The 24,265-nt window shown below is 66.0% G+C and carries 20 protein-coding genes and 1 pseudogene; 17 read left to right on the top strand and 4 right to left on the bottom strand.

What is annotated here, in order from left to right; translation table 11 throughout:
* The 4 genes from GJ693_RS05290 to GJ693_RS05275 form a co-directional block, all read right to left on the bottom strand.
* Positions 1 to 438: PucC family protein (locus GJ693_RS05290; RefSeq protein ID WP_197041980.1), on the bottom strand; the 438-nt coding region annotated here is incomplete at its 3' end.
* Positions 435 to 1,340, bottom strand: a complete 906-nt coding sequence (chlG, locus tag GJ693_RS05285) for a chlorophyll synthase ChlG (RefSeq protein WP_156255283.1) — start codon at positions 1,338 to 1,340, stop codon at positions 435 to 437. The genes GJ693_RS05290 and chlG, both read right to left, overlap by 4 nt.
* 89 nt (positions 1,341 to 1,429) lie before the next feature.
* A complete protein-coding gene (gene ppsR / locus GJ693_RS05280) occupies positions 1,430 to 2,875 on the bottom strand; it encodes a transcriptional regulator PpsR (RefSeq protein WP_156255282.1) in 1,446 nt (481 codons plus the stop codon).
* Positions 2,876 to 2,893: 18 nt separating this feature from the next.
* Complete coding sequence (locus GJ693_RS05275; protein ID WP_197041979.1) at positions 2,894 to 3,772, bottom strand: cobalamin B12-binding domain-containing protein; 879 nt, start codon at positions 3,770 to 3,772, stop codon at positions 2,894 to 2,896.
* A 326-nt stretch (positions 3,773 to 4,098) separates the two neighbouring features.
* On the opposite strand from GJ693_RS05275, the gene bchF reads away from it, so the two are divergent.
* From bchF to GJ693_RS05190, 17 genes and pseudogenes are all read left to right on the top strand, one after another.
* A complete protein-coding gene (bchF, locus tag GJ693_RS05270) occupies positions 4,099 to 4,668 on the top strand; it encodes a 2-vinyl bacteriochlorophyllide hydratase (protein ID WP_235902658.1) in 570 nt (189 codons plus the stop codon).
* Positions 4,665 to 5,945, top strand: a complete 1,281-nt coding sequence (locus GJ693_RS05265) for a ferredoxin:protochlorophyllide reductase (ATP-dependent) subunit N (protein ID WP_156255280.1) — start codon at positions 4,665 to 4,667, stop codon at positions 5,943 to 5,945. Before bchF ends, GJ693_RS05265 begins: the two co-directional genes overlap by 4 nt.
* Positions 5,946 to 5,948: 3 nt before the next feature.
* Positions 5,949 to 7,535 carry a ferredoxin:protochlorophyllide reductase (ATP-dependent) subunit B gene (gene bchB, locus GJ693_RS05260; protein ID WP_156255279.1) on the top strand — a complete coding sequence of 529 codons (1,587 nt, stop codon included), beginning with the start codon at positions 5,949 to 5,951 and terminating at the stop codon, positions 7,533 to 7,535.
* The gene (locus GJ693_RS05255; RefSeq protein ID WP_235902656.1) at positions 7,525 to 11,220 is read left to right on the top strand and encodes a magnesium chelatase subunit H; all 3,696 of its coding nucleotides are present in this window, start codon (positions 7,525 to 7,527) and stop codon (positions 11,218 to 11,220) included. The genes bchB and GJ693_RS05255 overlap by 11 nt, the downstream gene beginning before the upstream one ends.
* A gap of 11 nt (positions 11,221 to 11,231) precedes the next feature.
* Positions 11,232 to 12,131, top strand: a complete 900-nt coding sequence (bchL, locus tag GJ693_RS05250; RefSeq protein ID WP_156255277.1) for a ferredoxin:protochlorophyllide reductase (ATP-dependent) iron-sulfur ATP-binding protein — start codon at positions 11,232 to 11,234, stop codon at positions 12,129 to 12,131.
* Positions 12,132 to 12,133: 2 nt separating this feature from the next.
* A complete protein-coding gene (bchM, locus tag GJ693_RS05245; protein ID WP_156255276.1) occupies positions 12,134 to 12,850 on the top strand; it encodes a magnesium protoporphyrin IX methyltransferase in 717 nt (238 codons plus the stop codon).
* 229 nt (positions 12,851 to 13,079) lie between these two features.
* Positions 13,080 to 13,853: a photosynthetic reaction center subunit H gene (gene puhA / locus GJ693_RS05240; protein ID WP_156255275.1), complete on the top strand. Its 774-nt coding sequence runs from the start codon at positions 13,080 to 13,082 to the stop codon at positions 13,851 to 13,853.
* A gap of 81 nt (positions 13,854 to 13,934) precedes the next feature.
* On the top strand, positions 13,935 to 14,546 hold the full coding sequence (gene puhB, locus GJ693_RS05235; protein WP_235902660.1) for a photosynthetic complex putative assembly protein PuhB: 612 nt from the start codon (positions 13,935 to 13,937) through the stop codon (positions 14,544 to 14,546).
* Entirely contained in the window at positions 14,543 to 15,100 is a 558-nt protein-coding gene (gene puhC / locus GJ693_RS05230) for a photosynthetic complex assembly protein PuhC (protein ID WP_156255273.1), read from the top strand. Before puhB ends, puhC begins: the two co-directional genes overlap by 4 nt.
* Positions 15,100 to 15,393 carry a hypothetical protein gene (locus GJ693_RS05225; RefSeq protein ID WP_156255272.1) on the top strand — a complete coding sequence of 98 codons (294 nt, stop codon included), beginning with the start codon at positions 15,100 to 15,102 and terminating at the stop codon, positions 15,391 to 15,393. The genes puhC and GJ693_RS05225 overlap by 1 nt, the downstream gene beginning before the upstream one ends.
* Entirely contained in the window at positions 15,393 to 16,472 is a 1,080-nt protein-coding gene (acsF, locus tag GJ693_RS05220) for a magnesium-protoporphyrin IX monomethyl ester (oxidative) cyclase (protein ID WP_156255286.1), read from the top strand. The genes GJ693_RS05225 and acsF overlap by 1 nt, the downstream gene beginning before the upstream one ends.
* A 13-nt stretch (positions 16,473 to 16,485) precedes the next feature.
* Entirely contained in the window at positions 16,486 to 17,334 is an 849-nt protein-coding gene (gene puhE, locus GJ693_RS05215; RefSeq protein ID WP_235902654.1) for a putative photosynthetic complex assembly protein PuhE, read from the top strand.
* A gap of 19 nt (positions 17,335 to 17,353) precedes the next feature.
* Positions 17,354 to 18,577, top strand: a complete 1,224-nt coding sequence (gene hemA, locus GJ693_RS05210) for a 5-aminolevulinate synthase (protein WP_156255271.1) — start codon at positions 17,354 to 17,356, stop codon at positions 18,575 to 18,577.
* A gap of 201 nt (positions 18,578 to 18,778) precedes the next feature.
* Positions 18,779 to 21,100: a TonB-dependent receptor gene (locus GJ693_RS05205; RefSeq protein WP_197041978.1), complete on the top strand. Its 2,322-nt coding sequence runs from the start codon at positions 18,779 to 18,781 to the stop codon at positions 21,098 to 21,100.
* 75 nt (positions 21,101 to 21,175) lie between these two features.
* On the top strand, positions 21,176 to 22,441 hold the full coding sequence (locus tag GJ693_RS05200) for a M24 family metallopeptidase (protein WP_156255270.1): 1,266 nt from the start codon (positions 21,176 to 21,178) through the stop codon (positions 22,439 to 22,441).
* 46 nt (positions 22,442 to 22,487) lie between these two features.
* Positions 22,488 to 23,516 carry a magnesium chelatase ATPase subunit I gene (gene bchI / locus GJ693_RS05195; protein ID WP_156255269.1) on the top strand — a complete coding sequence of 343 codons (1,029 nt, stop codon included), beginning with the start codon at positions 22,488 to 22,490 and terminating at the stop codon, positions 23,514 to 23,516.
* An 11-nt stretch (positions 23,517 to 23,527) separates the two neighbouring features.
* Positions 23,528 to 24,265 (top strand): annotated as a pseudogene (locus GJ693_RS05190) (magnesium chelatase subunit D); the annotation flags it as partial.

The following is a 24,265-nucleotide window of genomic DNA, read 5'->3' as shown; positions in this document are numbered from 1 at the left end:
CAGGCTGGCGGCGGCCGGGCGGCGCGCCTCGGCCGTGCGGGTGGCGAGCAGGGCCAGCAGCGAGGTGCCGGCGGCGCCGACGCCGATGCCGATCATGGCATAGGCCAGCACGAGGGCGGCAAACACCGGCCAGAACGGGCCGGCAAGCTTCGTGGTGGCAAAGGTCGCCAGCAGGCCGCCAGCCCCCAGCACCGCCATGCCGCCGATGATCCACGGCGTGCGCCGCCAGCCAGCGTCGGAACCATGGCCCCATTTCGGGCGGGAGAGCTGCACACCATAATGGAAGGCGACCAGCCCCGCCGGCAGCGCGGCCGCAGTCGCATATTCCACCACCATGATGCGGTTGAGCAGCGAGGAGGCAAGCATGACGATGGCGCCCAGCGCGCTCTGGACGAGCCCGAGCCGGGCAATGCCGGGCCATGTCAGAAACAGCCTCACACGATCACCGACAAGCCGAAGGCGGACGTGAGCATGCCCAGCACATAGAGCGTGGTGCCGGTGGCATTGTAGAAGGGCGCATTGGCGGCTGGCGCCGCCAGCACGCGCTGCATCAGCACCACCTGCATGGCGAGGCTGAACGCCACCATCGCCGATGGCCAGGCCAGGCCCCAGCGCGCCAGCAGGATGATCACCACTACCTGCGGCAGCGCCATCGTCCAGCAGGCGATCTCGGCGGCGTTGCGCTCGCCGAGCTGCACCGGCAGCGAATTGACGCCGGATTGGGCATCGCCCTTCACCGCCTTGAAATCATTTAACACCATGATGCCGTGCGCGCCGAGGGCATACATGCACAACACCCAGATGATGCGGCTATCGGGCACGCCGCCGGCCATCACGGCGGCCCCGGTGAACCAGCTCACGCCTTCATAGGCGGCGGCGCAGACCAGGGGGCCCAGCCAGCCATCGGCCTTGAAGCGCAGCGGCGGCGCCGAATAGGCCCAGGCCATGGCGACGCCCAGCACACTGGCCCAGCCCACCACCGGGCCGATGACAAAGCCCACCGCGATGCCGATGATCGAACCGACAATGGCGATGCCCAGCCCCCAGCGGCCGGGAATGCGGCCCGACGGGATCGGCCGCTGCGGCTCGTTGATGGCATCGACATGCCGATCGAACCAATCGTTGATGGCCTGGCTGTTGCCGCATAGCAGCGGCCCGGCCAGCATCATCCCGGCGATCAGCAGTCCCCAGCGATCCGCCAGCGGCACGCCCGACGAGACCACCCCGCACATGAAGGCCCACATCGGCGGGAACCAGGTGACGGGCTTCAATAATTCCAGCACGTCGCGCGGCCGCGGGGCAACACGCGCCGGCACGGCGGGAGGGGGGACATGTTCCATGGCGCGCAAACTAGTCGCCAGCCATGAAAGGCGTCAACGCCGCTTGACACATGGGGCTGTAATTCCGCCCCAACACGCGGCCCCAAGCGTCAGCCGTTGTCGTTGCTGCTGTCGTTGTCGCCCAGATTGCCGAGGCCCAGATTGCCCAGTCCATGCCGGTGCAGCTTGGAATAGAGGCTCTGCCGCGACAGGCCGAGGATTTCGGCGGCCGAAGCGCGATTGTCGTCGGTGTAGGTCAGCGCCGCTTCGATGCACAGCCGCTCGATCAGGTCAGTCGATTCGCGCACGATTTCCTTCAGGGAAACACGGCCGACCAGTTCGGTCAGCTGGCTCATCGGCAGCGCCGTTGGCGGGGTGAGCGCCTGGTCGCGCGCGGCGACACGAATGGCAAAGCCATGGCGCAGGCCGCCAGCTTCCCCGGATGAAACAGCGGAGACTTCCACGCTTTCGCCGTCGCTGGCGTCGCCATGGCCGGGGCGCACCACGGTGGCAAAGCCGCGCACCATGCCATGATCGCGCAACGCCGCGACCAGCACGCCCAGTTCCAGCCCCGGCCGGCCCAGATAACGCCCGATCGGCTGGCCCACCACGTCGGCCGGTCGGGCCAGCCCGACCAGATCGAGGAAGGCGCCATTGCCGGCGATGATGTCGAAATTGTCGTCGGTCAGCACGAACGGATCAGGAATGCGCTCCATGGCGTCCGCGAGGGGCTCGGCGCTGGGGGCCGCTGCCGGCTCCAGCGGGTGCAGGCGCAACATCAGCCGGTTCTCGCGGTCCTGCCGGAACAGGCTGGCGCTCATCTGGAAGGCCTGGCCACCCGCCAGCCGCAGCCGCGCCGGGTGGCGCTGTTCGCTGGCGGTGAGCGCGCCCAGCAGCGCGATGCTGCTGTCATGATCATCAGGATGGACCAATGCGGCAAAATTCTCGCCGTCGAGCGCGGCTGCGCTTCGTCCAGTTGCGCGGCGGGCGGCGGCATTGGCTTCCAGCACGCGGCGGCTGCCGGCATCGATGATGAAAATGGCTTCGGCAGCGGTTTCGAACAGCAGCCGGTGGCGGGCCTCCAGTTGGCGCAGCCGGATCGAATCCCGCTCCATCGCTTGCTGGGCGCGCACCAGGCGTTGCTGCAGGCTGGCGGCTGCTCGTTGATCGCGGGCGATGGCGAGGCGGCGTCCACCCGGCAGCGCCAGGGTCAGCCATTTCAGCGGCAGTTCGCCGCTCGCCACTGCGTGATTGGCCTCCCGCCAGCGCGGGCTGCTGCCTTCGGCCAGCATGGCTTCGATCTTGCCCCGGCTGTCGGGCAGGGCGGTGTCGATCCAGGCGCGGCCTTCCCAGCTCGCCAGATCCGCAGCGTCGAGATCGCCGCCGCCGATGTGCAGCTGGTCAATGCCGCCATCCTCGTCGATGGCCAGCACGAGATCGGCCGCAGCGAGCAAGGCCGCCAGCGCGGAATCGGGCCGGCTGGCGACCAGCGCGGCAAGATCAATCTCGCCCTCGCCGGGCAGCGCGTTGATAACGGTGAAGTTTCTGGCATCCATCCCTGCGTTTCCGTCGCTCTATCTGCCCAGACTGTTGCCGGTGGCGGCGTGCGGTGCCAGCCGCCGTTCAGCCAACTGCAAGGCCATTTCGACACTGCTGGCGATGGCATCGGCGCCCAGCAAAGCGGCATCCGCTCCGTCGGCCAGCGCCGGTCCGCCGAGCAGCAGCAAGGGCGGCTGCAGCGCCACCCGCCGTAGCAGGGCGAGCGTGCGCGCCAGCACGGGCAGGCGCTGTGCACAGCTGACCGACAGACCGATCACGTCGAACGCCTCGCGCGCCGCCAGCGCGATCAGCGCATCCTCGTCCAGCGCCGGTCCGCCGCGCGTGTCCCATCCGGCGCGGCGGAAGGCATCTTCCACCATCATGGCGCCCAGCACATGCTGTTCGCCCGGTGCCGGCAGGATCAGCGCCCGGCGCACGCTGCCGGGCAGTGGCGCCCGGCCGGGCACCTGAGCGCCCAAAGCGTGCACCAGTTGCTGGCAGCGCCAGCCGCCCATGGTCACGTCAACAAAATCAATGTCATCAGCCAGCCACCAGTCTCCAAGCAGGCGCACCGCCGGGGCGATCAGGCCGTGCATCAGCGCCTGCGGCTCATGGCCGGCGGCGGTCAATTGATCGACCTCGTCGAGCAGCGGGCCCAGCTCCTCGCCCAGCAGCGCGTGGGCAAAGCGGCGCACCTGGTCGGCTGGCACCAGGGACGCGCCAGGCGCGGCCTGGCCATAGCCCGACATCAGGCGCGGCATGATATCGGCTTCGATCAGGCGGGCGAGCTGGTCAGTGCCCGTGGGCACGGCACCAGTTTCGGCAGAGGCCCCAAAGGCCGCCTGCCGGGCGCGCTTCCAGCCCTTGGTGGCGGCGCTGGTCGCTTCCGCCACGATGTCCAGCATGGACGTCATTGCCAAACTCCCGTCGCCCGCGGGTGACGGCTCCCATGGACAACGCATCGGCTGGCCACCCGCCTGGCCGTCGCGACATCCTGCCACAGGCTATGCCAGTCCGCCCCGCCGCGCAACAGGTGCAAACCGCGTGTTGTCGATGATTTCGCACCTGCGGTGCTGCGCTGCATCACAAGGCTTCGTCCGGCCGCCACGGGCTCGGTTGGCGTCAGCCGCGATTGACAGGCAGGATTGACAGCCTGCCCTGACACTTGACCCCGACGCGGGTTGACTTGAAAGGGCCGGATGTTAGGGTTTTTTACGTAGAGTCTGAGGGGTCAAGGGGTTTGGTCACAGCAGTGTCAGAGGGCGCGAAAACCTCCGGAGCGTCACAGCGTCCGCTGTACACGCCCGAGGAACGCATCCGCCGCGACAGCACGAAATGGACCCTGGTGCAGGGGCTGCTGGCCCCCGTGCAGTTCCTGATCTTTGGCGTCAGCCTCTATCTGGTGATCGATTACCTCAACACCGGCCGCAACCACGACTGGGCGGTGTGGTCGGTGGTGGTCAAGACGATGGCGCTCTACACGATCATGATCACCGGCGCGATCTGGGAGAAAGTCGTTTTCGGCCAGTATCTTTTCCACGAAAGCTTTTTCTGGGAAGACGTGTTCTCGATGCTGGTGATCGTGCTGCACAGCCTCTATCTCTTCGGCCTGTTCACCGGCATTGCCGATGATGGCGTGCTGTTCGCCACCGCGCTGGCCGCCTATGTCGCCTATGTGATCAATGCGGCGCAGTTCGTGTGGAAGTTGCGCCAGGCCCGCCTTTCGTCGCAGCCGGCGAAACAAGCGGTTGCTGCCGTCGAATCGGATGAGGCGAGCAATGCCGAACCGCTGGTGGCGCAAGCAGCATGAGCGAGGCCGGCCCCATCCCGGGATGTGACGCGCCGCCCGTCGGCGTTGACGGCATCCTGCGGGAGCGCGGGCAGCGCGAGGTGTTCTGCGGGCTGACCGGCATCATCTGGCTGCACCGCAAGATCCAGGATGCCTTCTTCCTCGTCGTCGGCAGCCGCACCTGCGCCCACCTGCTGCAATCGGCGGCCGGCGTGATGGTGTTTGCCGAACCACGTTTTGGCACGGCCATCATCGAGGAAAAGGATTTGGCGGGCCTGGCCGACGCCAATGAGGAACTTGACCGGGTGGTCAACCGCCTGCTGGCGCGCCGGCCGGACATCAAGCTTCTGTTCCTCGTCGGCTCCTGCCCGTCGGAAGTGATCAAGCTCGATCTGAGCCGCGCGGCGCAGCGACTGAATGGCCGCTTCTCGCCCAACGTGCGCGTGCTGAACTATTCGGGCAGCGGCATCGAGACGACCTTCACGCAAGGCGAAGACGCCTGCCTGTCAGCGCTGGTGCCCGATCTGGCCTTCACCGACGAAGAGCAGTTGATGATCGTCGGCAGTCTGCCCGACATCGTTGAAGATCAGCTCACCCGCCTTTTGGGCGATCTCGGCATCGCCAAGGTTGTGTCGCTGCCGGCGCGGAAGGCCGGGCAGATGCCGGGCGTGGGGCCGAACACCAGGTATCTGCTGGCCCAGCCCTTCCTGGCCGAAACCGGCACCGCGCTGGACAAGCGCGGCGCTGTGCACCTGCCGGCACTGTTCCCGTTTGGCGCTGAGGGCACCACCGCCTGGCTGCATGCCGCGGCGCAGGCCTTTGGCGTGCCGGAAGCCCGCTTCGAACAGGTGATCGCCGGCCCGCGTGAGCGCGCTCGCAAGGGGCTGGCGCTGTATCGCGAGAATCTGGCCGGCAAGCGGATCTTCTTCATGCCCGACAGCCAGCTGGAAGTGCCGCTGGCGCGCTTCCTGGCCGGCGAACTCGGCATGGAGCTGGTCGAGGTTGGCACCCCCTATCTGCACAAGGGCCATCTGATCGACGAGTTGGCCGCGCTGCCGCCGGGGACGATGATTTCCGAAGGCCAGGATGTCGACAAGCAGCTCGACCGCGTGCGCGCCGCCCGGCCTGATCTCACCGTCTGCGGCCTTGGCCTCGCCAACCCGCTGGAGAAGGAAGGCCTGTCGACCAAGTGGGCGATCGAGCTCGTTTTTTCGCCTATCCACGGTTATGAGCAGGCCGGCGATCTCGCCGAACTGTTCGCGCGTCCGCTCCATCGTCGTGATCTGTTGAGGGTCTGACCGATGCAATTGACGGTCTGGACATATGAAGGCCCGCCCCATGTTGGAGCGATGCGCGTCGCGACCGGCATGCGCGACTTGCATTATGTGCTGCACGCGCCGCAGGGCGACACCTATGCCGATCTCTTGTTCACCATGATCGAGCGGCGGGACCATCGCCCGCCTGTCACCTACACCACCTTCCAGGCCCGCGACCTGGGCAAGGACACCGCCGAACTGTTCAAGAAGGCGGCCCGCGACGCCTATGACCGCTTCCAGCCGCAGGCGATGATCGTGGGTTCGAGCTGCACGGCCGAACTGATCCAGGATGATCCGCACGGACTGTCGCTGACGATGGGGCTGGACTGCCCGGTCATCCCGCTCGAACTGCCGAGTTACAGCCGCAAGGAAAATTGGGGCGCGTCGGAAACCTTCTATCAGATCGTGCGCGCGCTGGCTGACAAGGAGCGCAAGCCGCCGCCCGCCGTGGGCGAAAACGGCCCGCGCCGGCCGCGCGCCAACCTGCTGGGGCCGACCGCGCTGGGTTTCCGCCACCGCGATGACATCACCGAGATTACCCGGCTGCTGGCCGATCTGGGCATCGACGTGAACCTGGTGGCGCCGATGGGGGCCAGTCCGGCCGACATCGTCCGCATTGGCGAGGCGGACTTCAACATCTGCCTCTACCCCGAAATCGCCGCGCAGGCCTGCAGCTGGCTGGAACGCACCTTCCGCCAGAAGACGGTGAAGACCGTGCCGATTGGCCTCAATGCCACCCGCGAGTTCGTCGCCGAAGTCTGCGCGGTGGCGGGCATCCCGGTGCCGGCCGATCTCGACCAGGGCCGCATGGGCTGGTGGTCGCGCTCGATCGATTCGACTTACCTGACCGGCAAGCGCGTCTTCATCTTTGGCGATGCCACCCACGCCGTCGCCGCCGCCCGCGTGGCGAGTGAAGAGCTGGGCTTCAAGGTGGTCGGCCTCGGCTGCTACAACCGGGAATTCGCCCGCGAGCTGCGGGCCGCGGCCGAGAAATATGGCGTCGAGCCGCTGATCAGCGATGATTATCTCGCCGTGGAAGAGGCCATTGAGGCCGCCGCGCCGGAACTGGTGCTCGGCACCCAGATGGAGCGCCACATCGCCAAGCGGCTGCGGCTGCCGTGCGCGGTGATCTCGGCGCCGGTGCATGTGCAGGATTTCCCGGCCCGCCACAGCCCGCAGATGGGTTTCGAAGGCGCCAACGTGCTGTTCGATACCTGGGTCCACCCGCTGGTGATGGGCCTGGAAGAGCATCTGCTCACCATGTTCCGCGAGGATTTCGAATTTTCCGATGCCGCCGGGCCGAGCCATCTTGGCCATGCCTCGTCGGCCCCGGCTGCCCATGGCGCGCCGGCCGCCGAACAGCCGGCTGGCGACGTTGCCACGATCGCTGCGCCAGCACCGGCTTCAGACGAGGGCGGCTGGACGGCCGAGGCGCTGGCCGAACTGGGCAAGATCCCGTTCTTCGTGCGCGGCAAGGCCCGGCGCAACACCGAGAAATATGCCGCCGAGCATGGCGTCATCACCATCACCCGCGAGACCTTGTACGAGGCCAAATCCCATTATGCGCGCTGATACCCCGCCATCGAAACAGGATCGGCCGGATCACTGCCATGTCGTGATCGTCACGCTCGACAATCACCTGTCTGGCGCGATCGACCGGGCGCGCGTGCGGTTCCAGAAGGCGGGCCTGCCGGTCTCGATCGGCTTCCATGCGGCCGCCGATTGGGACAAGCCGGGCAAGCTCGACGCCACCCGCGCCGACATCGCGCGGGCCGATATCGTCGTCGTCACCATGCTGTTCCTCGATGAACAGATCCGCATGATCAAGGACGCGCTGGTGGCGCGTCGCGAGGAATGCGACGCGATGGTCTGCCTGATGAGCCAGTCCGACGTCGTGAAGATGACGCGGATGGGCGATTATCGCATGGATGCGCCACCAAAAGGCCCGCTGGGCTGGCTGAAGAAGCTGCGCGGCTCCTCGAAGGACGGCGCGCCGAATAGCGGCGCCGCGCAGCTGGCCGTGCTGCGCCGCCTGCCCAAGCTGCTGAAGTTCGTGCCCGGCACTGCACAGGATGTGCGCGCCTATTTCCTCACCCTGCAATATTGGCTGGCCGGCAGCGACGACAACGCCTTCCAGATGATCTCGGCGCTGGTCGATCGCTATGCCGATGGCCCGCGCAAGGGCCTGCGTGGCAAGACCAAGGTGGAGGCGCCGCAGGAATATCCGGAGGTCGGCGTCTATCACCCCGATTTGCCGCAACGCATGTCGGAGAAGCTGACCGACCTGCCGTGGAAGAAGGACGCGGTCGGCACGGTCGGCGTGCTGATGCTGCGCTCCTATGTGCTCGGCAAGGACAGCAATCATTATGATGGCGTCATCCGTGCGCTGGAATCGCGCGGTCTGAACGTCATCCCGGCCTTTGCCGGTGGCCTCGATCAGCGGCCTGCTATCGAAACGCTGATGATGAAGGACGGCCAGGCGACCGTCGATGCCGTCATCAACCTGACCGGCTTCAGCCTTGTCGGCGGCCCGGCGTACAGCGATGCCAAGGCGGCCGAGGAGATCCTTACCAAGCTCGATCGGCCCTATATTGCCGCCCATCCGGTTGAATTCCAGACGCTGCAGCAGTGGGGCGCCAACCGCCAGGGACTCCTGCCGCTCGAATCAACGATCATGATCGCCATTCCGGAACTGGATGGCGGCACCCAGCCGATGGTCTTCGGCGGCCGCAGCGATGCCGGCGGCGAAGCCTGCACCGGCTGTTCGCGTGGCTGCACCTGGGCGCCGTCGGATGGCGTGCGCGCCATGCAGTCCTGCCCGGAACGCGCCGAGGCGCTGGCCGACAAGATGCAGAAGCTGGTGCAGTTGCGCCGCACCCAGAATTTCGACCGCAAGCTGGCGGTCGTGCTGTTCAACTTCCCGCCCAATGGCGGCGCCGCCGGCACCGCGCAGTTCCTCGCCGTATTCGATTCGCTGCACCGCACGCTCGTCCGGCTGAAGGCCGAAGGCTATGACGTCGAGGTGCCCGAGAACGCCGACGAGGTGCGCCGTCGGGTGATCGAAGGCAATGCCATGCAATATGGGCAGGAGGCGAACGTCCATGCCTTCGTGCCCGCCGATCGCATCGTCGCCACCGAGCCCTATCTGGCCGAGATCGAGCAGGAATGGGGCCCGGCGCCGGGCAAATTCCAGTCCGACGGCAAGAATGTGCTGATCACCGGCGCGCAATTCGGCAAGCTGTTTGTCGGCATCCAGCCGGCCAATGGTTACGAGAGCGACCCGATGCGGCTGCTGTTCGATGGCCGCTTCGCGCCGACCCATGCCTTCATGGCCTTCTATCGCTGGATCCGGAATGATTTCGGCGCCCACGCCGTGATCCACTGGGGCACGCACGGCAGCCTGGAATTCATGCCTGGCAAGCAGACCGGCATGACGATGAGCTGCTGGCCGGAACGCATCATCCAGGATCTGCCCAACATCTATCTCTATGCCGCCAACAACCCATCCGAAGGCGTGCTGGCCAAACGGCGGTCGGGCGCGACGCTGGTGTCGTATCTCACGCCGGCCTTGACCAATTCGGGTCTGTACAAGGGCCTGTCGGACATCAAGGCCAGCGTTGACCGCTGGCGCTCGACCGAGCCGGGCAGCCCGGAATTGCCGGGCCTTGAGGAGATCATCCGCGAGCAGGCCGAGGCGATGGACCTCGACGGCAGCGACGTGTCGAAGCTTGCCGCCAAGCTCTATGAAATCGAGCAGGAGCTCATTCCGCAGGGCCTGCACGTGTTCGGCGATGCGGAAAGCGAGGAGGCCCGCATCGACATGCTGGCCGCCAGCGCCCAGGCCCGCGGTGAGATCATCGATCGCGACACCATCGAGAAACTGATCCACGGCCGCATCGTGCCCAACACGCCGGTGCTGCGTGAACTGGCCAATCTGAATGCCGCCCTGTCGGTCAACCACGAGATGAATGGCCTGATCCGCGCCCTCGATGGCCGTTACGTGCCGCCGGTGGCTGGTGGCGACATCCTGCGCGATCCGGAAATCCTGCCCACGGGCCGCAACATCCACGGCTTTGATCCGTTCCGGCTGCCGTCGGCCTATGCCTGCAAGGACGGCGCGGCGCAGGCCCAGCGCATCCTTGACCGGGCCCTGGAAGACGCCGGCAGGCTGCCGGAAACCGTCGCCATGGTGTTGTGGGGCACGGACAATCTGAAGAGCGAAGGCGCCCAGGTCGCCCAGGCCATGGCGCTGATGGGCGCCAAGCCGCGCTTTGACAGCTACAACCGTCTCGCCGGTGCCGAACTCATTCCGCTGGAACAATTGGGCCGGCCCCGCGTCGACGTGCTGGTGACATTGTCGGGCGTGTTCCGCGATCTGCTGCCGCTGCAGACCAAGATGCTGGCCGAAGCCGCCTTGCTCGCCTCCGAAGCCGATGAGCCGCTGGAGATGAACTATATCCGCAAGCACAGCCTCACCTATCTGGAAGAGCATGGCTGCGACATGGCGACGGCCAGTTTGCGGGTCTATTCCAACGCCGAAGGCAGCTATGGTGCCAACGTCAACCTGCTGATCGACAGCGGCGGCTGGACCGATCCCAACGAACTGGCCGACACTTACGAGAAGCAGAAGGGCTATGCCTATGGCGTCGATGGCAAGCCCAAGCGCCAGCCCGGCCTGCTCGCCAGCGCGCTGAAGACGGTCGATTGCGCCTACCAGAACCTCGAAAGCGTCGAGCTCGGCATCACCACGATCGACCAATATGTTGATACGCTGGGCGGCATCAGCCGCGCTGTCACCCGTGCCAAGGGCGGCGAGGCGGCCCCGGTCTATATTGGCGACCAGACGCAGGGTTCGGGCAAGGTGCGAAGCTTGCAGGAACAGGTGGCGCTGGAAACCCGCACCCGCACGCTCAACCCGGTGTGGATCGAGGCACAGCTGAAATATGGCTATGAAGGCGTGCGCCAGGTCGAAGCGGCGGTGACCACCACCACCGGCTGGTCGGCGACCACCGGCCAGGTCGATCCCTGGGTGTATCAGCGCATCAGCGAGACCTATGTGCTCGACGAGACGATGCGCCAACGCATCGCCGAAATGAACCCGCGTGCTGCCGCCAAGATTGCCAACCGCCTGATCGAAGCGGCTGACCGCAATTTCTGGCAGCCGGATGCCGAGACGCTGGCGGCATTGCAAGCCGCCACCGACGCGATAGAAGACCAACTCGAAGGCGTAGCCCCCGCCGGTTCCCTGGCGGCTTGAGGAGACACGCAATGACGCTCATCATCGACAAGACCCGCAAGGCCGGTCCCGGCGACGGCGAAGGCAGCGTGCAGGTCGCGCTCGACCCGAGCCAGAAGATCGAAGGCGCCAAGGTGTTCGCCGTTTATGGCAAGGGCGGGATTGGCAAGTCCACCACCTCGTCCAACCTGTCGGCGGCCTTCTCGCTGCTCGGCAAGCGGGTGCTGCAGATCGGCTGCGATCCCAAGCACGACAGCACCTTCACGCTGACCAAGAAACTGATGCCGACGGTGATCGACGTGCTGGAACAGCATGAGTTCCACCACGAGGAGCTGCGGCCCGAAGACTATATGTTCGAAGGCTATAACGGCGTCATGTGCGTGGAGGCTGGCGGCCCGCCAGCGGGCACCGGTTGCGGCGGCTATGTGGTTGGCCAGACGGTGAAGTTGCTCAAGCAGCACCATTTGCTGGAAGACACCGACGTGGTGATCTTCGATGTGCTGGGCGACGTGGTGTGCGGTGGCTTCGCCGCGCCCTTGCAGCATGCCGAGCGCGCCATCGTGGTGACGGCCAATGATTTTGACAGCATCTTTGCCATGAACCGCATCATGGCTGCCATCCAGGCCAAATCGAAGAATTACGAAGTGCGCCTGGCCGGCTGCATCGCCAACCGTTCGACCAACACCGACGAGATTGACCGCTTCTCCGCGGCCACCGGCATCCAGCGCCTGGCCCAGTTCCCCGATCTCGACGCCATCCGTCGCTCGCGCCTGAAGAAGTGCACGATCTTCGAAATGGACGAATCGCCGGAAATCCTCGCCGTGCAGAATGAATACAAGCGCCTCGCTGCGCTGCTGTGGGCTGGTGTCGATCCGTGCGTGGCGACGCCGATGAAGGATCGCGACATCTTCGATTTCCTCGGGTTCGAGTAAGCATGAACGCGCACAGTCCGAAAAAGGCGCACGCGCCGGGCTGGGACGCCAAGCGTGCCAAGCTGGAACATTATTTCGACCGCACCGCGCTTGATGCCTGGGCAGCGATGACCAGCGATGCGCCGGTGTCGAAGATCCGCGCCACCGTGCGCGCCGGCCGCGAAGAAATGCGCAACACGCTGCTCGATTGGCTGCCGGCCGATCTGACCGGGCGCCGCATCCTTGACGCCGGTTGCGGTACCGGCATGCTGGCGGTGGAGGCCGCGCGCCGCGGCGCCGAGGTGGTGGGAATCGATGTCTCGCCGCAGCTGATCGAGATCGGCAAGGAGCGGCTGCCCGACGATGTGAAGGGCCGCATTTCCCTGCATGCCGGCGACATGCTCGACCCGGCCTATGGCGACTTTGATCATATCGTCTCGATGGACGTGCTGATCCATTATGAAAGCGACCAGATCGCCGCCGCCACCGCGCGGCTGGCCGAGCGCGCGCGCCATTCCTTGCTCTTCACCTTCGCGCCAGGCACACCGCTGTTGCGCACGGCGCGGGCCATCGGCCAGTTCTTCCCGAAGAGCGACCGTTCGCCGAGCATCATTCCGGTGGCGCATGACCTGTTGAAATCGCGCCTGTCGCGCAGCGTGCCGCACGCCAAACTGGGCCGCGACCAGCGCATCAGCCGCGGCTTCTACACCAGCCACGCCCAGGAGGTGCTGCTGGCGTGACGCACGGGCAGGCCAGAAGGCCGCATTTTGCGGCACGGACATCAGCAAATCATTGCATGAATGTCAGCTTCTGCTCTACCCACGGGCTTGGCCGCCATGCTATGGCAAAGGCCACGGACTCATCTGCCCTTCCGCAGGCGCGGCGGGATCGGGCCAAATCGTTTCGCGCCGGTTCGCCGCAGATCGGGCAAACTGTGACGGGCAGCATCTTTGAGGGGAGACGCCTCGCATGACGAACGTGCATCTGGTGGGTGGCCTGGATATCGCCGAGCTCACCTTCTTCGCCTTCTTCCTGTTTTTCCTCGGCCTGGTCTGGTACCTGCGCGGTGAGGATCGCCGGGAAGGCTATCCGGTCGAAGACGATCTCACCGGCGCTGCCCATGGCGGCAACGAGCCGCTGTTCTTCAAGCCGCCAAAAACCTTCAAGCTGCCGCACGGCCTGGGTGAAGTGACCACCCCGACCGCCAACGAGCGTGACGAACTGCCGACCAACGTGCTGCCGCGCGCCTGGCCGGGTGAACCGCTCGACGTGGTGGGTGACAAGCTCACTTCGGGCGTCGGCCCGGCCTCCATTGCCCAGCGCGCCGACCGTCCGGATCTCGACATGCACGGCCAGCCGCGCATCGTGCCGACCCGCGTCATCAGCCACCCGGTGAGCGTGCACCAGAATGACGTCGATCCGCGCGGCCTGCCGGTGTTCGGCCTCGATGGCGGCAAGGCCGGCACGGTGAAGGACCTGTGGATGGACCGTGCCGAATCCTGCCTGCGCTATCTGGAAGTCGATCTGGAAGGCGGCGCCGGCACCATCCTGATGCCGATCACCATGGCGGAAGTGTCGCGCGGTGGGGTGATGACCGATGCCATCACCGGTGCCCAGATTGCCGGCGTGCCGCGCACCAAGTCCCCCGATCAGGTCACCTTGCTCGAAGAAGAGAAGATCACCGCCTATTTCGGCGCTGGTTATCTGTGGGCGACCCCGGAACGGGCCGAACCGCTGATCTGATCCGGCCCCCGGCCAATCCAGTCGCCAGGCTGGTGGGTCAGGGCCGGCACTGGAACGGAATAACGGAGCCTGTACGTGTCGATGGAATATGAAGACGAGCCAATCCCGGGCCTGCCCGGACGGCTGCCGCCAGGTGAGACGATCATCTGGCAAGGCACGCCGGATTGGCGCGGCGTGGCGCGGGGTGTCTTCCACACGCGTCTCGTGGCGGTGTGGTTCCTGTTTGTGGCCAGCATGGCCTTCGTGGCCGGCGGCACCGGCCTGATCGGCGCGCTGACCACGCTGTGCGTCGCGCTGCTCGGCCTCGCCGTGCTCGGTGTGCTGGCGCGGGCGCAGGCCAAGTCCACCATCTACACGCTCACCAACAAGCGCGTGGTGCTGCGCTTTGGCGTGGCGCTGCCCAAGTGCGTGAACGTGCCGTTGTCGCTGGTCGGCACAGCCGATGCCAAGCCGGCTGGTACCGGGCTGGTCGACGTCTCGCTCACGCCCACGGTGCGCTTCCCGCTCGCTTACTTGCAGATGTGGCCGCATGTGCGGCCGTGGAAATTCGGTTCGCCGCAGCCGATGCTGCGCGCTGTGCCGGAATCGATGGTGCCGCTGCTGGCTGATGCCCTGGCGAAGGCCGATCCGGCCCGCGCCGCAGCCAGTCCGGATGCCGCGCCGGCACCGGCCATGGTCGGGGCGGCGGCATGAGCGCCGAATTCACCAACGAACGCTTCCCCAAGTCGGCGCTCTATGCGGCCGGCGCGCTGATCCTTGTCTCGATCGCCACGGTGGGCAGCATCCGCCTCGGTCTGCTGCCGGCGCCGGAAACCGCACCCGAATCGCGCATGCGCCGCCATGTGCAGCCCACGGTGACGCGCGATTTCCGCTTCGAGGATCGCGCCGATGGCGCCCTGCTGGTCACCGACGTGGCGGCCAATAAACTGGTCTTCATTTTCCCGCCGGGCAGCAACACCGGCTTCATCCGCGGCGTCATGCGCGGCCTGATGCGCGAACGCCGTCTGCACGAAGTGGCGCGCACCGGGCCGGTGACCGTGGCACAATGGGCCGATGGCGCACTGACGCTGACCGATCAATCGACGGGCCGCATCATCGAGCTGGGCAGTTTCGGCCACACCAACCGCGCCGCCTTTGCGCAGTTGCTGGTGCCCTATGCCCCCGGTGGCCCCGGCGTGCCGGATCAACCCATCGTCGGCAAGACGCCGGCCGCGGCGACCATGCCGTTCCTGGCGGGAGAAGGCTGATGGGCCTTTTTACCCGCGACCGCTTCGACACCGAGTGCACGATCGAGATCGAGCACACGTTCGACAATCTGCATGCGCATGTCGAACTCGATGGCGATATCGCGCTCGGCCCGGGTGACCAGGTCAAGGTGCACGGCGCCGCGGTGAAGCTGCCCTTTGGCGAAAGACTGACGCTGCGCCGCCCGGTGACGGTGTGGAAAGCCACCCCCTTTGAACGGCTGTGGACCAAGATGAAGGCCCAGCTGGAACTGACCGAACTCTACGAAATCACCTTCAGCTCGGAGAAGCCGTGATGAACGCCGTGACGCCAATCAAGGCCGGTAGCGAAATCACCCGCGACGATGCACTGGCCATCGCCACGCAGGAAACGGTGCTGAGCCCGCGCTTCTACACCACCGATTATGAAGCGATGGACCGCATCGACGTCAGCCGCGTGCGCGCCGAGTGGGACAGCCTGATCGCGGAGATGACCGCCGATCCCAACAAGAAGCATTTCAAGCGCACGCCGGAGTTCGACGGCGTGATCGCCGCCATGGACCCGGAACTGAAGCCGGAGTTCATCGATTTCCTGGTCTCGTCGATGACGTCGGAATTTTCCGGCTGCATCCTCTACGCCGAAATCACCAAGCGCATGAAGAATCCCGATTCCAAGGCGCTGTTCAAGCTGATGGCCCGCGACGAAAGCCGCCACGCCGGCTTCATCAACGACAGCCTGAAGGATGCTGGTGTCGGCATCGATCTGGGCTTTCTGACCAAGACCAAGAAATACACCTATTTCCGGCCGAAGTTCATCTTTTACGCCACCTATCTGTCGGAAAAGATTGGCTACGCCCGCTACATCACCATCCACCGCCATCTTGAGAAGCACCCGGAAAAGCGCTTCCATCCGATCTTCAAGTGGTTCCAGGAATGGTGCAATGACGAGTTCCGCCATGGCGAAGCGTTCGCACTGCTGATGCGCTCTGATCCCAAGCTGACCTCGGGTCTCAACGTGCTGTGGATCCGTTTCTTCCTGAACGCCGTATATGCCACCATGTATGTGCGCGATCACAAGCGGCCGGTGCTCTACAAGCATTTCGGCATCGATCCGACCGATTTCGGCTTCCGGGTGTTCCGCATCACCACCGACATCACCCGGCAGGTCTTCCCGATCGGCCTGCAGACGGATGCGCCGAGCTATCGCGCGCTGCTGGAAATCATGCGTGAGACCAGCGACGCCATCGACGCCGCCATTGCCCAGGGTGGCATCATGGGCAAGATCAAGCGCGTGGGCCTGTCGCTGAAGGCCGCGGTCACCTTCGTGCGCCTCTATCTCCACCCGGTGGACAAGATGGAGGTGACCCCGAACGTGCGCCTGGCGCCCGTCTGGTAAGTCCGCTGCCGTCGTGACCGAATTCGCGCTGCCTCTGCTGTTTGCGACCGTGCTGTGGTTCGTGGCCACCGGCTTCGTGCTGTGGCTCGACAAGTTGCCCAGCCATACCTGGCCGCTGAGCATCACCATGGCCACTGTGGCTTCGGGATTTGCCATGGGCGGCATCATCGCGACGGCCGAGGAAACCAGCCCGTGGGCGGCCTATGTGGCCTTTGCCTGCGCCCTGGTGCTGTGGGGCTGGCACGAATTGTCGTTCCTGATGGGCTTTGTCACTGGCCCCAACCGCAATCCCTGCCCGCCCGATGCGCGCGGCTGGCAGCGGTTCCGGCTGGCGGCGGCGACATTGATCTATCACGAGGTGGCGATGTTCGCCTGTCTGCTGGTCATGGCTGCCATCACCTGGGGCAAGCCGAACCAGGCCGCGACGCTCACCTTCCTGCTGCTGTTCGTCATGCGCCTGTCGGCCAAGTTCAACATCTTTGCCGGCGTCCCGCACCTGTCGACCGAAATGATGCCGGATCATATGCGCTATCTCGCCAGCTATTTCCGCATCGCGCCGCCACGCTGGTTCTTCATTATGTCGGTGTCAGGAATCGCGGTGCTGGCGGCGTGGCTGGCGGATCGTGCGCTGAGCAGCCAGGGCGGCATCGCCACCGGCTATGCACTGGCCTTCGCGCTGGTGGCGCTGGCCTTCCTGGAACATGGCTTCCTGGTGGTGCCATGGCAGGATACCGCGATCTTCCGGTGGGCCATGCCGGAACAGGCAAGAAAGAGTGCCAATCAGGGGGGTATCGAGGTGGCCAAAGTGTCAGGCCAAACTGACACGAATCCACTTGCGATGCGACAAAACGCCGTGCAATGAACGCGGCGGGAGATGTTGAATGAACTATGAAGCCCACTTCCAGGCAGCGCTCGACGGCTTGAAAGAGCGCGGAAACTACCGCGTCTTCGCCGAACTCCAGCGGCACGCGGGCGAATATCCCCATGCAACGCGCTACCTGCCGGATGGTTCCACGCAGGATGTCACCGTTTGGTGCTCCAACGATTATCTCGGCATGGGTCAGCACCCGGATGTGGTCGCCGCCATGCACGAGGAGCTGGACAAGTCCGGCGCCGGCGCCGGCGGCACCCGCAACATTTCCGGTACCATGCATGTGCACCGCCTGCTCGAGGATGAGCTGGCCGATCTGCACGGCAAGGAAGCCGCGCTGCTGTTCAACTCGGGCTACATGTCGAACTGGGCGGCGCTGTCCACCCTGGCCAGCAAGATTCCCGGCTGCGTGGTGTTCTCCGATGCGCTGAACCACGCCTCGATGATCGAAGGCATCCGCCACAGCCGCGCCAAGTTCCATGTCTTCAAGCATAATGATGTCGAGGACCTCGACCGCCTGCTGAGCCAATATGGCCCGGACGTGCCGAAGCTGGTGGCGTTCGAAAGCGTCTATTCGATGGATGGCGACATCGCCCCCATCAAGGACATCTGCGACGTTGCCGACAAGCATGGCGCGATGACCTATATCGACGAAGTGCACGCGGTGGGCATGTATGGCCCGCGCGGTGGCGGCGTTGCCGAACGCGAAGGCCTGATGGACCGGCTCACGGTGATCGAGGGCACGCTGGCCAAGGCCTATGGCGTGGTTGGCGGCTATATCACCGGTTCGAAGGCGCTGTGCGATTTCGTCCGCAGCTTTGCCTCGGGTTTCATCTTCTCGACTGCGCTGCCGCCGGCAATTGCCGCCGGCGCGCTGGCGTCGGTCAAGCACCTCAAGGAAAGCCCGTTCGAGCGCAAGCGCCAGCAGGAGCGGGTGGCCAAGGTCCGCGCCGCGCTGCGCGCCACCGGCATCCCGCAGCTGGAAAACCCCAGCCACATCATCCCGGTGATGGTCGGCGATGCCAAGAAGGCCAAGATGATCAGCGACTGGCTGATGGAACATCACGGCATCTATGTGCAGCCGATCAACTACCCGACCGTGCCGGTGGGCACCGAGCGCCTGCGCATCACGCCCGGCCCGGTGCATTCGGATGACGATATCGAGCGGCTGGTGGTCGCGCTGTCGGACATCTGGAGCCAGTGCGCCCTGCACCGGGTCGAAGCCGCCGCGTAACGCGCGCGCCTTCGCATCAATCTGAAGGCCCGGCAGCGCCCGCTGTCGGGCCTTCGTGCGTCCGGCCCTGTGGCGCGCCGGCAACGTCATCGACTTGCCATCGAAGTGCAATCACATGGTCATCGCGCGTCCATTGCGGTGCAACAATCACCTGTCACCGGCGTCCCCGCAGTCATCAACCAGCAACCGGGGACATAACATATGCGCCGTTCGATCCATCGCTTCGTACTGCTTGCCAGCGCCGCCTTCGCCGCGCCGGCCCTGGCCCAGGCCGCCCGTCCGGCCATCGTCACCGCCGCTGCTGCCGACGCTGAAGCCGCCGGCACCGAAGACGCGGAAATCGTCGTCTATGGCAAGGGCGAGGTCCGCCAGGTCACCGAGATCAGCGCGCAGGACATCCGCCTGTCTGTCGCCGGCGCCAGCCCGTTCGTCGCCATCCAGAAGCTGCCGGGCGTCAACTTCCAGTCGGCCGATCCGTTCGGCGTCTATGAATGGTCCACCCGTATCACGTTGCGTGGCTTCAACCAGAACCAGCTCGGCTTCACGCTGGATGGCGTGCCGCTGGGCGACATGAGCTATGGCAACACCAACGGCTTGCACATCAGCCGCGCCATCATCGCCGACAATATCGGCAGCACCCGCGTCAGCCAGGGCGCCGGCGCGCTCGGCACCGCCTCCACCTCCAACCTGGGCGGCACCATCGAGTTCTTCAGCCGTGCGCCGCAGAAGGAGCTCGGCATCGCCGGCAATGCCACCTACGGCAGCAACGACACCTATCGCCTGTTCGGCACACTCGACACCGGTGATCTCGGCGGCTTCTCCGCCTATATCAGCGCCGCCCACATCAGTGCCGACAAGTGGAAGGGCTATGGCGTGCAGCGTTCGACCCAGGTCAACGCCAAGGCCGTGGCCGAACTGGGCGAGAATGCCAGCCTGACCGCGTTCGTAAACTTCAACGATCGCAAGGAAAATGACTATCAGGATCTCAGCCTCGAACAGATCAACCGGCTGGGCTACAAGTGGGACAATATCTCCAACAATTGGCCGCTGGCGGTCCAGCTGGCCACCATCGCTGCCAACCGCGGCGATACCAGCGTGGTCGTGGGCCCCAACACGGCCGGCACGGTCTATCCCGCGCCGATCACCTCGGTCGACGATGCCTATTATGATGCTGGCGGTCTGCGCCGCGACTGGCTGACCGGTGCCCGCCTGGAAGGCAATCTGGCCAGCAACATCAAGGCCGGCATCCAGGCCTATTATCACAGCAACAAGGGCCAGGGCTCGTGGATCACGCCCTATGTCGCCAGCCCGGGCGGCGTGCCGCTGAGCTTCCGTACCACCGAATACAGCATCTCGCGCTGGGGCGTGCTGGGCGACGTCAAGGCCGATCTGGGCCCGCACACCGTGCGCCTGAATGTCTGGTATGAAAACAACGATTTCGATCAGGCCCGCCGCTTCTACACCATGGGCAGCAGCGCCACCGTGCCCGCCACGACGGCGCTCACCTACCAGTCGAACCCGTTCTTCACCCAGTGGAACAATGCCTACAACACCAAGACCTTCCAGTTCTCGGTGCAGGATCAGTGGAACGTGACCGACGCGCTGTCGATCAGCTTCGGCTTCAAGGGCCAGAGTGTGAAGCTGACGGCCAATGCCATCAACCCCAACCCCAGCCCACTCGCCACCGGCAAGATCGATGCCGAAGACCTGTTCCTGCCGCAGGCCGGCATCCTCTACAAGCTGGGCGGCGGCACCGAAGTGTTCGCCAGTTTCACCCAGAACCAGCGCGCCTTCACCGCGGCGGCCACCAGCGGACCGTTCGCCACCTCGGCGGCCGGTCTCGCGGTGATCAGCAGCAGCCTGAAGCCGGAAAAGACCAACACCTATGAAGCCGGCGTGCGCTTTGGCGAAGGCGCCCTGCGCGGTGTGGCGGCGCTCTATCTCGTCGATTTCTCCAACCGCATCCTCGCCATCCCGCAGGGCCCGGGCATCGTCGGCAACGCCGCCCTGCTCTCCAACGTCGGCAAGGTGCGCTCGGTCGGTGCCGAACTGGGCGTGCAGTGGGAACCGGTGAAGTTCGTCACCGTCACCGCCAGCTACGCCTATAACGAGACCACCTATCGCAACGACGTCATCAACGGCGAGGGCACGGTGATCCAGGCGATCAAGGGCAAGACCGTGCCCGATGCGCCGCGCAGCATCGGCAACCTCGAACTGGCTTATGACGATGGCGGCTTCTATGCCCGCGCCAACGCCAACGCCATGTCGCGCCGTTACTTCACCTACTCCAACGACCAGTCGGTGGGCGGACGTGTGCTGGTCGATGCCAAGATCGGTTATCGCATCAAGAGCGACAGCCGCTGGCTGAACGGCCTGGCCATCGAAGGCTCGGCGACCAACCTGTTCGACAGGAAATATGTCGCCACCATCGGCTCCAACGGCTTCGGCTTTGCCGGTGACAACCAGACCCTGCTGACCGGCGCGCCGCAGCAGTTCTTCGTGACGCTGCGCAAGGACTTCTGATCCGCCTGCGAAGGGGCGCTGCCGGCCAAGCGGCGCCCCTCTTGCATTCAGCGCCCAAGCTGCGAGGCTGGGGCGATGATCGATCTGCGCCCTGACCGTCGCCGCTTTGGAGCGGCCCTGCTTGGCCTCGCCGGCCTTGCCGCCCTGCCGGCGTCCTTGCGCGCCGCCAGCATCGACACTGGCGCGCTCAAATCCCTTACCAGCGGCATCAAGCCGATCGATGCCGCCGAACGCACCATGCGCATCGCGCGGGCGCAGGCCCTGATGGCCCAATCTGGCCTGGCCGCAATTGTCATCGAGCCTGGATCGAGCTTGGATTATTTCACCGGCGTCAAATGGTGGCGCAGCGAGCGGGTGACGGTAGCGATCATCCCGGCCAGCGGCCAGCCAGTGATCGTCACGCCCTTTTTCGAGGAACCCTCGGTGCGCCAGAGCCTGGGCGTGCTGGCCGATGTGCGGGTGTGGCAGGAGGATGAAGACCCCTTGGCGCTGGTCGCCGAGGCCGTGCGCCAGACCGGTGGTGCCAACGCGGCCATCGGCATCGAGGAGACGGTGCGCTTCTTCATCAGCGATGGCATCGCGCGCCGCCTGCCACTGGCCCGCATCGTCTCGGCCGACCCGGTGGTGCGCGCCTGCCGCATGGTGAAGACACCGGCCGAGATCGCGCTGATGCAGGCCGCGAGCGATGTGACCGAAACGGCGCTGCGCTGGGCCTGGCCGCGCATCAAGCCCGGTATGGGGCCGAGCGAGATCGAGGCGCTGATCGATGCCGCCACCGCGGCGCTGGGCGGCAGGCCGGGCGGGGCGCTGGTGCTGCTCGGTGAGGCGTCGGCCTATCCGCATGGCTCGTCAAAGCCGCAGGCGGTGCGCGAGGGCGAGGTGGTGCTGCTCGATTGCGGCTGCAGCGTCGGCGGCTATGCCTCCGACATTTCGCGCAGCTTCGTGGTCGGCAAGGCGCCCGACGATGTGCGCCGCGTGTGGGACATCGTCGCCGAAGGCCAGCAGCGTGCGCTTGCCGCCGCCCGGCTGGGCACGCCTGCCTGCGCTGTCGATGACGCCGTGCGCGCCTTCTACGAAGCGAAGGGCTTCGGCCCGCGTTACCAGCTCCCCGGCCTGTCGCACCGCACCGGCCACGGCATTGGCATGGATGGCCACGAGCCGGTGAACCTGGTGCATGGCGAAACAACCCCGCTGGCGCCCGGCATGTGCTTTTCCAACGAGCCCGGCCTCTATCTGCCCGGCAAGTTCGGCATCCGGCTGGAAGATTGTTTCCACATGACCGAAAATGGCCCGCAATGGTTCAGCACGCCGCCGCGCAGTCTTGACGCGCCCTTCGGCTGAGCCTGGCGCTTGCAGCGCCGCCGTCGCCCCCCTAATGCAGCGAGCCATGGCAACACCTGCACGCACCCCATTTCCGTTCACCGCCATCGTTGGCCAGGCCGAGATGAAGCAGGCGCTGCTGCTGGCCGCAGTTGAACCGCGGCTGGGCGGTGTCATGGTGTTCGGCGATCGCGGCACCGGCAAGTCCACCGCCGTGCGCGCGCTGGCCGGCCTGCTGCCGCCGATGAAAGTCGTGCCCGGCTGCCGCTATAAATGCGCCCCCGATGATCGCAGCCCCTGCATCGAAGGCTGCCGCGAACGCGCTGGCAAGCACACCGAAGAATCCGCCGTGCCGTTCGTCGATCTGCCGCTCGGCGCCACCGAGGACCGCGTGGTGGGCAGCCTCGATCTGGAACGCGCCCTCGCCACCGGCGAGAAGCGCTTCGAGCCCGGCCTGCTCGCCAAGGCCAACCGCGGCTTTCTCTACATCGACGAGATCAACCTGCTCGAAGACCATCTTGTCGATCTGCTGCTCGATGTCGCCGTGTCGGGCACCAATGTCGTCGAGCGCGAGGGCCTGTCCATCCGCCACCCGGCGCGCTTCATCCTGGTCGGTTCCGGCAACCCGGAAGAAGGCGAACTGCGCCCGCAGTTGCTCGACCGTTTCGGCCTGTCGGTCGATGTGCGCACCCCCACCGACATGGGCGACCGCATCGAGATCGTGAAGCGCTGCGACCGCTTCGACCGCGATCCGGTCGCCTTTGTCGCCGAGTTCCGCGACAGCGAGGAACAGACGCTGGAAGCCATCGCCAAGGCGCGCAAGCTGCTGCCCAAGGTGCAGGTGGAAGATGAGATGCTGGGCCTCGGCGCCCAGCTCTGCTCGGCCGTCGGCGCTGATGGCCTGCGCGGTGAGCTGACCCTGCTGCGCGCCGCCCGCGCGCAGGCGGCGCTGGCCGGCAAGAAGCATGTGAAGCCGCACCATGTTGCCGAAGTCGCCACCATGGCGCTGCGCCACCGCCTGCGCCGCAATGTGCTCGATGACACCGGCTCCACCGCCCGCATCACCCGCGCCATCGCGGAACTGATCCCGGCATGACCCCATCAGGGGTGGACGATAGCAACGAACGCTGGGCGCTGGCGCTGGCGGCCATCGACGTGCTGGTGGCCGCTGGCAGCACGATCGGCGGCATATTGCTGCGCGCCCGCCCCGGCCCGGTGCGTGATGCCTGGGCCGATGCGCTGAACCTCGTCATCCCTACCCGCCGCCTGCCCGCCAGCGCCGATGCCGAAGGGCTGGACGGCGGGCTCGATCTCACCGCGACGCTGGCCAGCGGCAAGCCCGTGCACCGCAGTGGCATCCTCGCCGATGCGGCCGGCAAGGCGCTGCTCGTGCCGATGGCAGAGCGGCTGAACCCCGCGCTCGCTGCCCGGCTCGCCACCGCCATCGATGACGGCTGCCCACCGCTGGTGCTGTTCGACGAAGGCGATCCGGACGATGCCGAGCGCGAGCGCATCCCGCCGGGGCTGGCCGAACGGCTGGCCATCCACATCGATCTCAACAGCGTGCGCCTGCCTATGGCGCAGCTGATCGCCGGCGAGGCGCCGCCGCCGCCGCTGGAGATGCTCGCCGAACCCGGCGCCATCGCGAAAGACCCGGAAACCGCGCTGGCCGTCGCCGCCGCCGCGCTGGGCATAGCTTCGGTACGCGCGCCGATCATGGCGGTGCGCGTCGCCCGCGCCCACGCTCGCGCCGATGACCGGCCTGATGAAATCGCGCAGCTGCGCGAAGCCGATATGGCCGCCGCCGCCGCGCTGGTGCTGGGGCCGCGCGCCACCCGCGTGCCA

The organism is Sandarakinorhabdus oryzae (genome assembly GCF_009733735.1).
Lineage (GTDB): Bacteria > Pseudomonadota > Alphaproteobacteria > Sphingomonadales > Sphingomonadaceae > Sandarakinorhabdus > Sandarakinorhabdus oryzae.
The sequence above is the reverse complement of the archived record's forward strand: the minus strand, read 5'-3'. Positions and strand labels throughout refer to the sequence as shown.

Excerpts from the sequence above, each read along its gene's own strand:
- bchM (WP_156255276.1), top strand. The coding sequence starts at position 12,134 with ATGAACGCGCACAGTCCGAAAAAGGCGCACGCGCCGGGCTGGGACGCC.
- puhB (WP_235902660.1), top strand. The coding sequence starts at position 13,935 with ATGGAATATGAAGACGAGCCAATCCCGGGCCTGCCCGGACGGCTGCCG.
- bchI (WP_156255269.1), top strand. The coding sequence starts at position 22,488 with ATGGCAACACCTGCACGCACCCCATTTCCGTTCACCGCCATCGTTGGC.
- GJ693_RS05225 (WP_156255272.1), top strand. The coding sequence starts at position 15,100 with ATGGGCCTTTTTACCCGCGACCGCTTCGACACCGAGTGCACGATCGAG.
- GJ693_RS05265 (WP_156255280.1), top strand. The coding sequence starts at position 4,665 with ATGAGCGAGGCCGGCCCCATCCCGGGATGTGACGCGCCGCCCGTCGGC.
- GJ693_RS05205 (WP_197041978.1), top strand. The coding sequence starts at position 18,779 with ATGCGCCGTTCGATCCATCGCTTCGTACTGCTTGCCAGCGCCGCCTTC.
- acsF (WP_156255286.1), top strand. The coding sequence starts at position 15,393 with ATGAACGCCGTGACGCCAATCAAGGCCGGTAGCGAAATCACCCGCGAC.
- GJ693_RS05275 (WP_197041979.1), bottom strand. The coding sequence starts at position 3,772 with ATGACGTCCATGCTGGACATCGTGGCGGAAGCGACCAGCGCCGCCACC.
- GJ693_RS05200 (WP_156255270.1), top strand. The coding sequence starts at position 21,176 with ATGATCGATCTGCGCCCTGACCGTCGCCGCTTTGGAGCGGCCCTGCTT.
- hemA (WP_156255271.1), top strand. The coding sequence starts at position 17,354 with ATGAACTATGAAGCCCACTTCCAGGCAGCGCTCGACGGCTTGAAAGAG.
- puhC (WP_156255273.1), top strand. The coding sequence starts at position 14,543 with ATGAGCGCCGAATTCACCAACGAACGCTTCCCCAAGTCGGCGCTCTAT.
- GJ693_RS05255 (WP_235902656.1), top strand. The coding sequence starts at position 7,525 with ATGCGCGCTGATACCCCGCCATCGAAACAGGATCGGCCGGATCACTGC.
- ppsR (WP_156255282.1), bottom strand. The coding sequence starts at position 2,875 with ATGGATGCCAGAAACTTCACCGTTATCAACGCGCTGCCCGGCGAGGGC.
- chlG (WP_156255283.1), bottom strand. The coding sequence starts at position 1,340 with ATGGAACATGTCCCCCCTCCCGCCGTGCCGGCGCGTGTTGCCCCGCGG.
- bchB (WP_156255279.1), top strand. The coding sequence starts at position 5,949 with ATGCAATTGACGGTCTGGACATATGAAGGCCCGCCCCATGTTGGAGCG.
- puhA (WP_156255275.1), top strand. The coding sequence starts at position 13,080 with ATGACGAACGTGCATCTGGTGGGTGGCCTGGATATCGCCGAGCTCACC.
- bchL (WP_156255277.1), top strand. The coding sequence starts at position 11,232 with ATGACGCTCATCATCGACAAGACCCGCAAGGCCGGTCCCGGCGACGGC.